Here is a 14,574-nt window from a genome sequence, read left to right on the forward strand (position 1 = left end):
AATTATTATTGTTCAATATATTAAAGCCAGATTGCCGGTCATATTCAGCTCAGCCCGGTCTGGCCATAGAAAAGTAACAATGACAAACCAAAAAGAAGTACTCAAGAAATTACAAACGATCCCCAGTATCGGCAAAGCCTGTGCTCTGGACCTCTGGCAATTGGGAATACGGGATCCTCAGGACCTGGCACACCGAAACCCGGGCATATTGTATGCAAAACTGAATAAACTTACCAGTAAAACACATGACATCTGCATGCTGTATACTTTCCGGTGCGCGGTCTATTATTGCACGGAAAAAACGCACGAACCAGAGAAATTAAAATGGTGGTACTGGAAAGATAAATCGTATATGGAAGGTTGATCCATAACTAAATCCTTAGGTTAGGATCATCAAAAAAAGCTTTAACCCGATGTAATTGAATGAGCTGGTGAGTATACATTCTGATAGTCATCCTGAAGATCAACCCGGCTCACGGGCCTTTGAATGGGTTCATCTCTATGAATGCCATGATGTGGTGACACTTGATCTGATCAAGCATGCACTCGATCATGCGAATATCCCCTGCCGGATCCTCTTTGAACACAGCCTGAGGATGGGCAATGCCGTGATCATGGGCTACCAGGGAGCCATCGTTCAGGTGGATGTCTATGACTGGTATGAAGCTGAAGAATTGTTGGATGAATTAAATTTACGTCCAGATAAATCGTCATTAAAACCCGTAAATCCATTCGTTCGTTTTGCCGAAAAATCAACCCGGAATATTCCATTGATTAACCGGTTACTTATACCCTATCGAATACTAATCCTGGCGGCATGCTTCTTTATTCTCCTGTACCTGACCCTCGTCTTTATATCGTTGTAACAAATCGTGTGCATCAGGCCCAAAGATCCACCCGGCAATTTTTTACCTGCACTTATTTATTGCTTCCAATGTAGTATTTTACCATCATGGAGGAACCAGGTAAAACTGTGAGATATACCCATGTATTGATCCGCATCGTCCTTGCGCAATTTTTATGTACTTCCCTCTGGTTTGCGGGCAATGCTGTTCTTCCGGGATTAACTGCAGCTTTTGATTTGGGGAGCAAAGCGTTAGGTCATTTGACATCCGCGGTACAATTGGGATTTATAGGTGGCACCCTGGTATTTGCTGTATTGACCATTGCGGATCGTTTTTCACCTTCCCGTGTATTTTTTGTCTGTGCGGTCAGCGGCGCTCTTACCAATGTACTGATCACGCTAGGCCATCACAATCTGGCCAGCCTGTCCGCCCTGCGATTTGCTACCGGATTTTGCCTCGCCGGGATCTATCCGGTGGGGATGAAAATTGCTTCTGATTATTTTGAAAAGGGACTGGGAAAAGCGCTGGGCTTTTTAGTCGGAGCGCTGGTTCTGGGGACGGCATTTCCCCATGCGATCCGGCAATTTTCGGTCGGGCTGCCCTGGAAAGTAGTCTTCCTGACAACCTCGGCGCTGGCACTATTGGGCGGTATCATCGTATGGATATCGGTGCCGGACGGACCTTACCGAAAACGGGCACAACAACTCCATTGGGATGCCGTGTTTACCGTTTTTAAAGTCAATAAATTTCGTAACGCCGCTTTTGGATACTTTGGTCATATGTGGGAACTATACACCTTCTGGGCCTTTGTTCCGGTGATCCTTTTAGCCCATCAAAAAGCCTTTGATTACTCCCTGGCAACATCAGGAGTCTCATTTGCCATCATCGGCATAGGCTGTCTTTCCTGCATCGCAGGAGGCCTCTGGTCCCAGTACGTTGGTCCCCGGGAAGTCGCATCCAGGGCGCTCGCAGCATCCGGTATTTGCTGTCTGATCTCTCCGTTGATCCTTCGCCAATCCAGTCCGGTTTTGCTTGTATTGTTTATGCTTTTCTGGGGAATCGTAGTGATCGCTGATTCACCGATGTTTTCGACCCTGATTGCTACCAATGCTCCTCAACAGTCCCGCGCAACCGCTTTGACCATCGTAAATTGCATTGGGTTCTCCATAACCATCGTAAGCATTGAGCTGCTTAACTTTCTGACAACCGTATGGGACTGGCGATGGATATATATCGTGTTAGCTCCGGGACCCTTATTGGGATTATGGGCTTTACGGAATAAGACACCCGACAACAAACAGGTTTAAATGAACGCTTCAATCCATATGCCGTTGACAATGAAAAACTGTAATATGAACTATTTACCTTTTCTGTTCCTCCTTATCATTCAGGTTGGCATCGTGAATGGTCAAGAGCCGACTGTGCCCTCCTTTGAAGCCGTGTTATCCTTGCAGACCGTACGCAATGTCTCCATCTCTCCGGATGGCCATGAGGTGTTGTACGAAGTAACCTCTACAGATTGGGATGACAACCGGTACGATACGGAACTTTGGTTGTCGAAGAATGGTTCTGATCCCTTTCCATTGACGAATAACGAAAAAGGCAGCAGCAGCAATGCTAAATGGTCCCCGGATGGACAATGGATTGCCTACCTTACCAAAAAAGATGAGCATACCCAGATATACGCCATGCGTCTTGCCGGTGGTGAATCCTTTCCGGTCACCAGCTGTCAAGGCGATGTGCAGGATTTTGAGTGGTCGCCGGATGGGAAACAAATGCTCTTCCTCCTCGCTGAAGACAAAGAAAAAGAACAAAAAAACCGGAAATCCAAATACGGCGATTATGCCGAAGAAGATGCCGAATACCTGCTCTCCCGCTTATGGATGACCTCATTCGATCCGTCTGATTGGGAAATTCAATCCTGGCCAGGCAAAGTTGTTGACAGTACTAAAATGAAGGATAAAACGCACATTTTACTGGATAGTGTGCCCTATACCATCAGTCGATTTCTTTGGTCTCCGGATGGAACCAAAGTAGCCATCCAGCATCAGCCTGATCCGCTGATCAACTCATTCTTCCATTCAAGCATTTCCCTGCTGGATGTCGCAACTCGTATGGTGACACCGCTGATCAATCATCCCAGCTCAGACGGGTTGATTGACTGGTCCCCGGATGGCCGCTCCATTCTTTATCAAACCGCCGGCAATGACTCAATCGCCAATTATTACCGCAATGGCGAATTGTATATCACCGACCTGACCGGTGAAGAACAAACCAGGGTCGCGGCAAATTTTGACGAGGAGTTTTCCAATATGCATTGGGTAGATAATGGAATCTATGCTACGGCCTATCAGAAGACTCGAAGCATGATATGGCGTATCGACCCGGCCCATCCGGACCAGGTGCAGGAATACCTGAGCAGGCCTGACCGTATCAACGATTTTTCGATCACCGATGATGGTCAGCATCTGGCCTACATAGGCACTGGCCCGGATCAGCTGGATGAGGTCTATCTCAAGTCGGGTGATCAACCGGCGGTGCAGCTCACGCACAATACCGGTCAGATCCGTGACTGGCAGGTAGCGCAGAGTGAAGTCATTCGGTGGGCGAGTAAGGACGGTGCAGAAATCGAAGGCATCCTGATGAAACCAGTGGATTACAATCCATCCAGAAAATACCCTTTGCTGGTCGTGATTCACGGTGGACCGACCGGCATTTCACTACCCTCGCCGGTGATGTCTTACGTTTATCCCATCACCCAGTGGCTGGCTAAAGGGGCGCTGGTCCTCATGCCCAATTACCGTGGCTCTGCAGGTTACGGAGAAGCTTTCCGGTCTCTGAATGTGCGCAATCTGGGTGTCGGCGATGCCTGGGATGTCCTTTCCGGCGTAGACTACCTCATCGGCAAGGGTATGGTCAATCCGGACAGTATGGGTTCGATGGGATGGAGCCAGGGCGGTTATATTTCGGCCTTCCTGACCACCAATACCGACCGCTTCAAAGCCATTTCCGTAGGCGCCGGCATCTCCGACTGGATGACGTACTACGTCAATACGGACATTCATCCCTTTACGCGTCAGTACCTGAAGTCTACCCCATGGACGGATCCGGACATTTATGCCATGACCTCTCCCATCACGAACATCAGCGAGGCCCGAACCCCTACGCTGATCCAGCACGGAGAATTTGACCGGCGTGTTCCCATCGCGAATGGGTATGAACTCTACCAGGGACTCCAGGATGTCGGTGTCCCCGTTAAAATGATGGTTTACAAGGGTTTTGGCCACGGCATCACCAAACCAAAAGAGCGTCTGGCAGCCACCTGGCACAACTGGCAGTGGTTCGGGAAATACATCTGGGGTGAAGAACTGCCGATGCCGGAGAAGTAAGTGTCTGCGTGCAGGGGTGGTCAACTACCGGCTGAATTTTGGGCGTACTGACAAGCTCCCAGCGTGGTTGGACCTCAGGTCTCCAATTTGCCTTTCACCGGATCAGGGTAATCGTCCCCTGGTCCCGCACCCCACCATCAGGAGTCAAGCCATTCATCCGGAATACATAAACCCCTACCGGTGCCATCGACTGCCCTACCCTGCCATCCCACGAAGCGGAAGGGTCCCGGGTAGAAAACACGAGGGTGCCCCAACGATCCCAGATCTGCCATGAAAAAGTGGATAACGTACAGTTGGTTTGAATGGCCAATACATCATTGTGTCCATCCCCATTTGGGCTAAAAATATTGGGTACATAAACGCGGCAATCTTCACAATATCCGGCTACTACTTGCATACTATCCCGGAATAGACATCCTTGATCCAGGTAATCCAACCAATAAACCCCAGGCCCGTCCAGAATATGGTGAGGATTTATACTGCCATCATCCCATCCCACGATATCATATGGGATGTCAAGCTCTAATGTCTCACCTTCACACAAAGAGAGATCATCAGGTAGTACCGGCTGAAAAGAAACCTCCTGAACAATGGTGGTATCCTGAACCACACACCCACTGTCCTGGATGGCAACCCAATACGTACCCGCCTGACGGATGGAATACGGATTTTCCAGCGACCCATCCTGCCAACGAAAATCAAAGTCTCCGGGAAGTGAAATAACGATGGAATCCCCCGGGCACAACAAAGTATCCTGAGGTATATCCAAACCCTCAACCCACTTTGGTTCTACAACCATTGTATCGTAGAAGGTGCAATTACCGCGCTCTACCTGCGCCCAGTACTTCCCGGGTTTAGTAATCGTATACAGCGCATCCGTGGATCCATCCTGCCATAAAAAACGGTCACCCAGCAATCCAAGGTCCATCCGGATGGCATCTCCTGCACATAGAAGGGTATCGGAAAGTAAAAAAGTCGAATCCTTGGATGAGGGTGGGTCGGGAAGTACGAGGGGATTGTTTAAGGAGTAACTAAATCCACTTACTATCTTAATATCCGGATTTTCTAAATAAAATCTATCTACAAATTGACAAAGTTGAGCGGTTTCATTCGGCCTTAATATCGCACTTAATTTTCTACTATTAGATATATATACTAATCCGTCAGGGCCAATAACCATATGGGATCTTAAACCTACACCAAAACCTTTTTCAATAAATTGTTTTGATCTCAAAATCGAATCCTGATTTAACACATTTACATTATACTGATAATATAAAGTGCTTGTATCATACTGTGAAGCAGACAATGGGTGAGCTGTTTCACCAATATACACTTTAGATCCATCCGGAGAAAAACAACCAAAACTCTGAGATAAACTGTCCTGCGCAACTTCCAACGAAGCTAGAAATTCTAGTTTCCCAGTATTCTTATTAAATGAAAATAGTTCAGCGAAATTATCTTTTCCTCCACATGTTAATATTCTACTCTGATCTAATGATACACTTAAGCTTCCTTCGGGAAGCAACGTTTTATAAGTCATATTTGTCCCTACTATATATGATCCAACATCAGAAAAAACAGGTTCGTGAATTCCCTTGTCATCAATTTCAAATGCAACGTATCGATTTGAATTCATTTCGTGAGAGAGTAACCAGATAGAACCACATACTCCTCTGACTAACACTAATTTACCAACAAGACCTGAGTATAATTTTACGAATTTCTTGTCTTCAAGCATTCCACCCTTACCATTATTCAAACCCATATCTATGATAGAAAAATATAATTCTCCTGGAAGATATTTTATACTATAATCTGAACCATAGCTTACAAAGCCATTTTTAAGGGAAAACAAATAATATTGATTTACTTCTCCCGGTATCTTAGCGCTAACACAAGGCATCGGAGAAAAATTGGATATTTCTAACGATTCAGATCCTTGCATAATTTGGAATGAACTATCAAAAACCGTATAGCCATTACTTATGTAAAGTAGAGATCCATTCGTATCACTTACGACAGAATTTGGGGCATCAGATTCAACCTGAAACAATGTTGCTCTTACCTTTTTATCACTTATATAACTAATAGTTGGAGGTCTAGTATTAAAATTTACAAAATTGCCAAAACCCAAATACCAAATATTGTTTTGCATTTGAGCAAATCCAACGATTGGGACTAAAAACAAAACCAAAACGAAGCAGACTCTCAACATTTCGAATTAAATATGCATGCCCGAAAAACGGGCATGCTTTAGATACTTTAATTTAAAATGATTACCAATTACAATAATATTGCATCCAATAATAATTCATGACTGCAATGTCATATGTTGATAACAACGGATCATAACTTTCAAGATAATATGACAATGTTCCATAATTTTCTGATTCATTTGATGGTGGATCATATTCAAGTATCACCTTCCTTGCTAAGACTCCATCCCCTGAATCTGAATAACCATTACCATTCATGTCGCAGAGGAATTCATACCAAGGATCAGGATAACATGCATACGTTCTAGCTTCCAAGTTAGCTGGTTTAGGAATTCGTTGACCTGCCAATAAAAGTTGATAGTCTGAATCAGATATTTGAAGATCTGTAGCACTCAAAGGATCTAAACCAGACTGTATCAAAGCTTCATTCAACTCTTTCAATGTTGGAGGCTTAACTTTTATATCCAAATTCTCCCGATTCTTCTTCCACGCCTCAAACTGCGCTTGTAAGTCTTTATTTCCTATTTGCGGTTCTGTGGTCTTTCCCACTTCATTTTCCTTTGTACATGAAGTGACTGCGAGTACCATCGCCAAAATCATTAAAATTAAAACGTGTCTCATAACTAGAATATTTAAAAAGCGACATAACGACCTACTCTATTCACGGATTTTCGGTGACCTCCGTAGCTATGAAACTGGCCAGTATCCGATTAGCTATCTCTTCAAGACGCTTATCCGGCGCATCCTGGCTGCTTACTCTTTTTTAGTTGAGGATGTTGGGCTTCTTGATTCGCAGGTACACTTCTATGACGCAAAAAAAAAAAAAAGATATTGTAAGTCTGTAATTATTTAACATAAATCAGTGGAATACCGTTTAGCCAACGCGAAAAGGGCTCGTTTAAGGCCTATATCGCTGAATTTCAGACAACAGTGTAGAAACAGAAGGATGGTTATTTATACCGATATACCCTGCCAAGGGGATAAAGATCATTTCGAAAGACCACTTGTCCTTGATCTCAATGCAGTCACAAATGGATTGAATAGGGAGTAAGAGATCATTAGGCCTCAGGAGAGCCACACCTGCATCCCCACCTAAGGCAACTTTATTCATATCACCGGATCAGGGTAATCGTCCCCTGGTCCCGCACCTCACCATTAGGAGTCAAGCCATTCATCCGGAATACATAAACCCCTACCGGTGCCATAGACTGCCCTACCCTGCCATCCCACGAAGCGGAAGGGTCCCGGGTAGAAAACACGAGGGTGCCCCAACGATCCCAAATCTGCCATGAAAAAGTGGATAACGTACAGTTGGTTTGAATGGCCAATACATCATTGTGTCCATCCCCATTTGGACTAAAAATATTGGGTACATAAACGCGGCAATCTTCACAATATCCGGCTACTACTTGCATACTATCCCGGAATAGACATCCTTGATCCAGGTAATCCAGCCAATAAACCCCAGGCCCGTCCAGAATACGGTGAGGATCTATACTGCCATCATCCCATCCCACGATATCATATGGAATATCAAGCTCTAATGTCTCACCTTCACACAAAGATAGAGCATCAGGTAGTACCGGCTGAAAAGAAACGTCCTGAACAATGGTGGTATCCTGAACCACACACCCACTGTCCTGGATGGCAACCCAATACGTGCCCGCCTGACGGATGGAATACGGATTTTCCAGTGACCCATCCTGCCAACGAAAATCAAAGTCTCCGGGAAGTGAAATAATGATGGAATCCCCCGGGCACAACAAAGTATCCTGAGGTATATCCAAACCCTCAACCCACTTTGGTTCTACAACCATTGTATCGTAGAAGGTGCAATTACCACGCTCTACCTGCGCCCAGTACTTCCCGGGTTTAGTAATCGTATACAGCGCATCCGTGGATCCATCCTGCCATAAAAAACGGTCACCCAGCGATCCAAGGTCCATCCGGATGGCATCTCCTGCACATAGAAGGGTATCGGAAAGTAAAAATGTTGAATCCCGGAATGAGGGTGGGTCGGGAAGTACGAGGGGATTGTTTAGGGAGAACCATCCCCCAATATATGCGCTGTCTACGTTTTCAATAAATTGAGGATATTGGTCATTCGGATTTTGAATAGCCCCTAACCATCCGCCTGTTATAAAATATAAATTACTATCAGGCCCCACTTGAATTACACCATTTCTGGAATTTCTTGCTGACTCCCCAATATATTTCTTCGAATTAACTATTTCCAGTTCTGTATATGTCTCCAAATCATACTGCCAAAAAGTTGTTGTCGTATCGTCCTTCTCTAACTTATGATTTGTTTCTCCAATATATATTTTTCGTGAGTCAGGTGAAAAGCATCCAAAATTATGTGACAAACTGTCTTGTTTTACTGGAAGTGAAATGGGATTAGACACGACACCTGTTTCTTGATCAAAAGATAGTATTTCTGCAAAATTATCTTTTCCTCCACAAACCAATAATTTTTTATAATCAGGTGAGACACTCAGTAAGCCCTCAGAAAATTTATACAAGTTTTCTTTGTTTGGTACTGAACTTGTTATTAAATGTCCAACTTCTGAAACAACAGGATTATGAATCCCAATATTGTCTATTTTGAAACTCAAAAAGTTTCTTGAATCTACTTCATGCGTAATCAACCAAATACCTCCGCAATTTGCTCTAGCCAGAACCATTTTGCTTGTAAGTCCACCTCTAATAAAGTCCGATCTTGCCGTATCGACAATCCCCAATCCGTTATTTCCCGACATATCAATGGTGACTCGATACAGCTTACCATCAATATATTTTGCTATGCCATTTAGGCCGCTAAAGGATCTTCCACCTTTAAGTTGAAACAAATAGTACATTTGCGCCTCTCCAGGCATCTTCAAACTAACCGCTGGCATCATTGGATTAATGGTCACATCAATAGAATCGCTATTCTTCATTCTTGTATAAGTCCGATCAATTATTTGATAACCATTTGTCAAGAAGAGCAAATCTCCAGTTGAATCACATACTACTGAATTCAATCCTACAGTCTCTATGTAAGTAATCTTTTTGCGATTATTAAGTTCAGTCTCGTAAATTGCATCCGCTGGCACGTTATTAAAATTTAACAAATGAGCTCGCCCGATATACCAAATATTATTTTCTTTTTGAGCAAAAAGAGAATACGCCATTAAAAGAAGGCAACAAATATTAGAGCATTTCCACATACACAATCGAAAGAAAAGGAGCGGCTCATTTCTTGAACCACTCCTTTCATTATTCATTAACAATATGTATTCAAATACCGAAAATTGTATGCGACTGCAATGTCGTATGTCGACAAATATTCATTGATGCTTAATATCTCATAAGACACATAACCAAAATTTTCAGATTCGTTAGATGGAGGCACTTCTCCTAAGATGACATCTCTAATTTCCGTAATATCATCTTGATCAAAATCTCCATCTTGATTGTAATCAATCAGGAACATGACCCAATAGTCCTGAGAATTCACTGGTGGATAACAGTAGGATGTTCTCAATGAAAGTTTATCAGAATTATCTTCTAATGGAAAACCATTCATTAAGCGATTAAAAGCTTCTTCTGAAACCCCGAATTCCTCTGCCGAAAATGGCGGTTGCCCGTCTTCGACCAGTTGGTCATTAATTTCCTTCAAACTCATAGGTGTTGCATCAAATGTTTTGTCCTTGTATTTATCCATCCACGCCTCAAACTGCGCTTGTAAGTCTTTATTTTCAATTTGCGGTTCAGTGGTCTTTCCCACTTCATTTTCCTTTGTACATGAAGTGACTGCGAGTACCATCGCCAAAATCATTAAAATTAAAACGTGTCTCATAACTAGAATATTTAAAAAGCGACATAACGACCTACTCTGTTGACGGATTTTCGGCGACCTCCGTAGCTATGAAACTGGCTAGTATCCGATTAGCTATCTCTTTAAGATGCTTATCCGGTGCATCCTGGCTGCTTACTCTTTCTTACTGAGGATGTTGGGCTTTTTGATTCGCGAGTACACTTCTATGACGCAAAATAAAAGATATTGCAAAATTGAAATACTTTAACATATTTCCTCATTCTTAACAATGGTTAAACTACCTTGCAACTTTCCTTCGATCCTGTAATCTAATGCAATGTTCATTTTGATCCAGCATCGACCACAGTGTGGTCGTAGTAGGTTAGGCAATTATGTTACCCATGAATCGACCCAAGCGGGGTCGCACCTGTTGTTTCAAGCTTTCACGGATCTTCCCAATGGGTTGCCAATCATTACCAATAATGGGGTTCGACCCCGCTGGGGTCGGTAGGTCTCTTGGTTTCATCAACTAACCTACTGGGACTGCGCTGCAGTCCTTTGGTTCATGCATGGACAATCCTGTTTTCATGACATGCAAATAATTACCCAGCAATAGCTTAATAGGAAATGGCCTGAACGGCAGTAGGTAAGATCTAAAATGTTATCAGTATACCAATGTTACAGTTCCTTGTTCATTTAATTCTCCTTTTGCCGTTCGTCCTCGTATGCTGTACACATAAACGCCAAGTGGTGCCAGTCTATGTCCCATCATGCCATTCCAGGAGGTAGCTGGATCAGTGGTCGAAAATACCAGGTTTCCCCAGCGATCCCAGATCCGCCAGATGAATGAAGTAAAAGTGTCATTGGAAAAAACCTGAAGTTCGTCATTTACACCATCGCCATTGGGAGAGAATACATTTGGAATATAAATACTAAAACTTTCATTACAGTCTTCAGATTGATTAATCCAAATAGTAGCAGAATCTATACAAATACCAGATTGAACAGTCAATTTGTAAACTCCTGGGCTTTTAAAGAATCGATGAAAGGATGTTATTCCATCATTCCAACTCAAAAAATCCCAAGTATTTTCAACAAAGAACTCCACAGAATCCCCAAGGCAAATCTCATATTCATCAACAATATCTAATGGCTTAAAATTTGAAATATTAACATAAAAACTATCTCGCTGGGTACAACCATCGAATTTTCGTTCTAACCAATATTCACCAGGCACAGAAATTTCCCTATGAGAATCAGCACTTCCATCATCCCACTTATAAGTGGCCCCGTCAGCTTGAACATTTATTTTATAAACATTATTTGGGCATATCATGGTATCAGGAATTATCAATTTTGAAATTTCAAGTAACCTATTCATTACAATGAGATTATTAAATCTAGAAACTGAGGTTCCACAATTTGTAAGGTCAAGTCCGTCGACTTTATACTCACAATCAAGTCCTTGTCTATTCGGCATATTAATTACGCCAAGTAAACCCCCATTATCAGGATTAACATAAATCGAGCTATCAGGTCCATTTTGCATGTCCTGACCAATTGTTCCTGGTCCGTATTTAAATATTAAAGTCTTTGAGTTTTCAATTATTAGAGAATCATAGGTGCTAACATCATATTGATAGAGATTAGTTCCTAAATTATCCGTTTCCATAGTATATAATAAATTCCCATTGGGCGAAAAGCATCCTGTTAGAGCATTACCGATATGATCTAATATAATGGGATTAAAGATCAATCCATTTTCTGAATCAAATCTCAATATTTCAATTTTATTATTACTATGTACAACTAATTTATCTCCCTGTGGTGAAGCCTTAATATTACTAGTACCATTATTAACTTGGATCAGTCCAACATTTGATATGATAGGATCCATATCAACGCCATTTTCATCAATTCCATAAACACAATATTTATTAGTTTGACTTTTATTGGTAACCACCCAGACTTTACCGCATTCCCCAAGCACAGAAACTAAACGAATTGAAAATCCATCACCAATTTCGATCCCACTTTCTGTAACTTCGCCTAGTCCATTTCTTAGAGACATATCCACAACATTTAAAAACAACTTCCCTTGGAAAGCAGGCAATGTAAATTCTGTTGTAAATAGATAAAATTTATTGGGATCATTTACAAACGGCACAATAAGCGTTCCCTGTTGAAAATTTTGAGATCCTGGTAAGTTTGTACCATTGGGCATCACGCTATTGTTTTTATCCCAAACTTTGAACCCATCAGAATAAAACAATATTGAACCAGAATTATCACAAATAGTAGATGTTGCCAATGGAATTACTTCAGAAGGGATAGCGTTGCCATTTAATAATATAGGTGTCTTTTGATTAAAATCAATACCACATCCACCAGCAAAATACCAAATATTGTTAACATTCTGAGAATAGATAACATTACACAATGTCATCATTGTAAAAAATACAATCCTCATCTTCATTATTCAAGTTAGTATTTGAATTGGGCATTCACTAATAAAGAGTGAATGCCCAAGTAGTTATTCAATCTGCATTAAATCATGGACAAAGCAGACCTAAAATCGCCATGGATCCCACGTCTCTATCATGTACATCTAGCCAGTTGTATTCCCCAGGGAATAGATTATTGATATCACTCATATAACCCTCCTTATATATCTCATAGTCAGTAACTGGATCAGTAGGATAAATTCGATATCCATGATAGGAGTCGTAATAGGTACCTAAGACTCCATAATTAATGCTAATAAGCACCAGGTCGTATCCAGACAATGTTCCATTACCATCTGCATCTCCAAGATATGCAGCAAGATAATAAGCATTACAATTTGTCCCTCTCTTTTCAAGTTCAGATTTAAATTGCAATATTTGTTCTTCAGTATAAGGCCGAAGTCCATTTGCAATAAATATCTCATTCAATTCAGTTAATGTCGCGTGTTCAACATTAACATTAGCATCTATCGCTGCTTTCATCAGTCCTTCATACGTAACAGGCTTTTCATTTAATTTGGGCTTGGGATCTTGTCTTTGACAAGCATTCATTACCATCATAAACAATACGGCCAAGACACTAACAATTACTTTTGTTTTCATAACTACTAATTAACGCGTTGAGTGGTTAAGCTGCCAAAGCATGTTTGGTTTGGTTTATAGGACGGTTGTTTAAATAATTCCAGTATTGCTTAAAAGTTTTGGCTGCAACTTTCGTAATAATCCTGATTTCAAAACCATCAAATCTTTTGGCATAATTCTGTCTGATGGCGTATTCATCACAGTATTGAGAAAAGACCACTTCTATTGTTTTACGCTTTAATTTAAGGATTGGATTGTAAGCTTGATAGTCCTTTTGATTTCTTCGATACGGCACATGAACTTTAAGTCCGGTCTCTTCGAATAATCGTAATTGTGTGGAGTGTCCAATATATGCTCGATCTCCCAATAATTCTCGTCGATAAAGATGCTCATCGTCCATGGATATCTCTTTTAAAAAAGCATTGTCGTGGACGTTTGCAGAGGTGACTAAAAGATCTCTATATACACCTGATTCTGTGGTAATTAAATGGATTTTATAGCCAATAAAGTAACCACCCATAATCGCGTTGTAACCCTTATTGGCCAGTACCTCGTCCATTTCCGGTCTCCGGCAAGCTTTAGAAAACTTCTCCCGTATAATCTTGCAGGTAGGAACTGGGATGGAGTCTATAATAAAGGAATCATTATCGTTAACTAATGGTAATGCAAGGCGCTCCGTACATACCAAAAAGATATATCGAAGGGCCTTCTTTCTGCGGTTATACGAGGTGCGATGTACAAGGTTTGGAAATAGGAAAGGGTAGTCTTTTTGGATCTTGGACCAGAGAAGATTTTCAGAGGTTATCTGCAAGCTCTCGGCGGCCAAAGTCAGGCTTATTATCTCCAGATCTGACATGGATGGGGCATTGGGATAGTATCGATGGTTGCCGTCAGAATCAAAACAATCTTTGGCTACTGTCTTTAGAGTCCTGCGGATTTTTGTGTAAATTGACTTGAGATCATGCATATCAGTAGTTTTAAGATTTGTCGTTATTTCTTTAAAATACTGATTTTCAAACAAATGCATGATCTTTTTTATTAATATTTCAACCACTCAACGCGTTACTAATTATAAAACTAAAAAAACAGCCTACTCTATTCACGGATTTTCGGCGACCTCCGTAGCTATGAAACTGGCCAGTATCCGATTAGCTATTTTTTTATGATGCTTATCCGGTGCATCCTGGCTGCTTACTCTTTTTTCGGTGAGGATGTTGGGCTTTTTGATTCGCAGGT

Annotated in this window: 11 protein-coding genes; 4 read left to right on the forward strand and 7 right to left on the reverse strand. The window is 41.9% G+C overall.

The features are described 5' to 3' along the window. Positions 1-79: 79 nt before the first annotated feature. The 4 genes from H6570_11000 to H6570_11015 all read left to right on the forward strand — a co-directional run bounded on the left by H6570_11000 (position 80) and on the right by H6570_11015 (position 4,234). The gene (locus tag H6570_11000; protein ID MCB9319802.1) at positions 80-364 is read left to right on the forward strand and encodes a TfoX/Sxy family DNA transformation protein; all 285 of its coding nucleotides are present in this window, start codon (positions 80-82) and stop codon (positions 362-364) included. 67 nt (positions 365-431) lie between these two features. Beyond that, positions 432-866: a DUF2007 domain-containing protein gene (locus H6570_11005; protein MCB9319803.1), complete on the forward strand. Its 435-nt coding sequence runs from the start codon at positions 432-434 to the stop codon at positions 864-866. Between the two features lie 86 nt (positions 867-952). After that, on the forward strand, positions 953-2,152 hold the full coding sequence (locus H6570_11010; protein MCB9319804.1) for an MFS transporter: 1,200 nt from the start codon (positions 953-955) through the stop codon (positions 2,150-2,152). A 45-nt stretch (positions 2,153-2,197) separates the two neighbouring features. After that, positions 2,198-4,234 (forward strand): S9 family peptidase, encoded by a 2,037-nt coding sequence (locus tag H6570_11015; protein ID MCB9319805.1) that lies wholly within the window; start codon positions 2,198-2,200, stop codon positions 4,232-4,234. A 94-nt stretch (positions 4,235-4,328) separates the two neighbouring features. Here H6570_11015 and H6570_11020 read toward each other — a convergent pair whose 3' ends face one another. The 7 genes from H6570_11020 to H6570_11050 form a co-directional block, all read right to left on the reverse strand. Continuing rightward, entirely contained in the window at positions 4,329-6,452 is a 2,124-nt protein-coding gene (locus H6570_11020; protein ID MCB9319806.1) for a gliding motility-associated C-terminal domain-containing protein, read from the reverse strand. Positions 6,453-6,513: 61 nt separating this feature from the next. Continuing rightward, positions 6,514-7,074 carry a hypothetical protein gene (locus H6570_11025; protein ID MCB9319807.1) on the reverse strand — a complete coding sequence of 187 codons (561 nt, stop codon included), beginning with the start codon at positions 7,072-7,074 and terminating at the stop codon, positions 6,514-6,516. Positions 7,075-7,565: 491 nt separating this feature from the next. Continuing rightward, on the reverse strand, positions 7,566-9,626 hold the full coding sequence (locus H6570_11030; protein MCB9319808.1) for a gliding motility-associated C-terminal domain-containing protein: 2,061 nt from the start codon (positions 9,624-9,626) through the stop codon (positions 7,566-7,568). 92 nt (positions 9,627-9,718) lie between these two features. Further along, positions 9,719-10,294 (reverse strand): hypothetical protein, encoded by a 576-nt coding sequence (locus H6570_11035; GenBank protein MCB9319809.1) that lies wholly within the window; start codon positions 10,292-10,294, stop codon positions 9,719-9,721. A 622-nt stretch (positions 10,295-10,916) separates the two neighbouring features. Continuing rightward, the gene (locus tag H6570_11040; GenBank protein ID MCB9319810.1) at positions 10,917-12,722 is read right to left on the reverse strand and encodes a gliding motility-associated C-terminal domain-containing protein; all 1,806 of its coding nucleotides are present in this window, start codon (positions 12,720-12,722) and stop codon (positions 10,917-10,919) included. Positions 12,723-12,804: 82 nt separating this feature from the next. After that, complete coding sequence (locus H6570_11045) at positions 12,805-13,359, reverse strand: hypothetical protein (GenBank protein ID MCB9319811.1); 555 nt, start codon at positions 13,357-13,359, stop codon at positions 12,805-12,807. A 25-nt stretch (positions 13,360-13,384) separates the two neighbouring features. Beyond that, entirely contained in the window at positions 13,385-14,365 is a 981-nt protein-coding gene (locus H6570_11050) for an IS982 family transposase (GenBank protein ID MCB9319812.1), read from the reverse strand. Between the last annotated feature and the right edge of the window lie 209 nt (positions 14,366-14,574).

It is taken from the genome of Lewinellaceae bacterium, assembly GCA_020636135.1.
Lineage (GTDB): Bacteria > Bacteroidota > Bacteroidia > Chitinophagales > Saprospiraceae > JAGQXC01.

Coding starts and splice junctions, on each gene's coding strand:
- H6570_11000 (MCB9319802.1), top strand. CDS start 80: ATGACAAACCAAAAAGAAGTACTCAAGAAATTACAAACGATCCCCAGT.
- H6570_11010 (MCB9319804.1), top strand. CDS start 953: ATGGAGGAACCAGGTAAAACTGTGAGATATACCCATGTATTGATCCGC.
- H6570_11015 (MCB9319805.1), top strand. CDS start 2,198: ATGAACTATTTACCTTTTCTGTTCCTCCTTATCATTCAGGTTGGCATC.
- H6570_11020 (MCB9319806.1), bottom strand. CDS start 6,452: ATGTTGAGAGTCTGCTTCGTTTTGGTTTTGTTTTTAGTCCCAATCGTT.
- H6570_11025 (MCB9319807.1), bottom strand. CDS start 7,074: ATGAGACACGTTTTAATTTTAATGATTTTGGCGATGGTACTCGCAGTC.
- H6570_11030 (MCB9319808.1), bottom strand. CDS start 9,626: ATGGCGTATTCTCTTTTTGCTCAAAAAGAAAATAATATTTGGTATATC.
- H6570_11035 (MCB9319809.1), bottom strand. CDS start 10,294: ATGAGACACGTTTTAATTTTAATGATTTTGGCGATGGTACTCGCAGTC.
- H6570_11040 (MCB9319810.1), bottom strand. CDS start 12,722: ATGAGGATTGTATTTTTTACAATGATGACATTGTGTAATGTTATCTAT.
- H6570_11045 (MCB9319811.1), bottom strand. CDS start 13,359: ATGAAAACAAAAGTAATTGTTAGTGTCTTGGCCGTATTGTTTATGATG.
- H6570_11050 (MCB9319812.1), bottom strand. CDS start 14,365: ATGCATTTGTTTGAAAATCAGTATTTTAAAGAAATAACGACAAATCTT.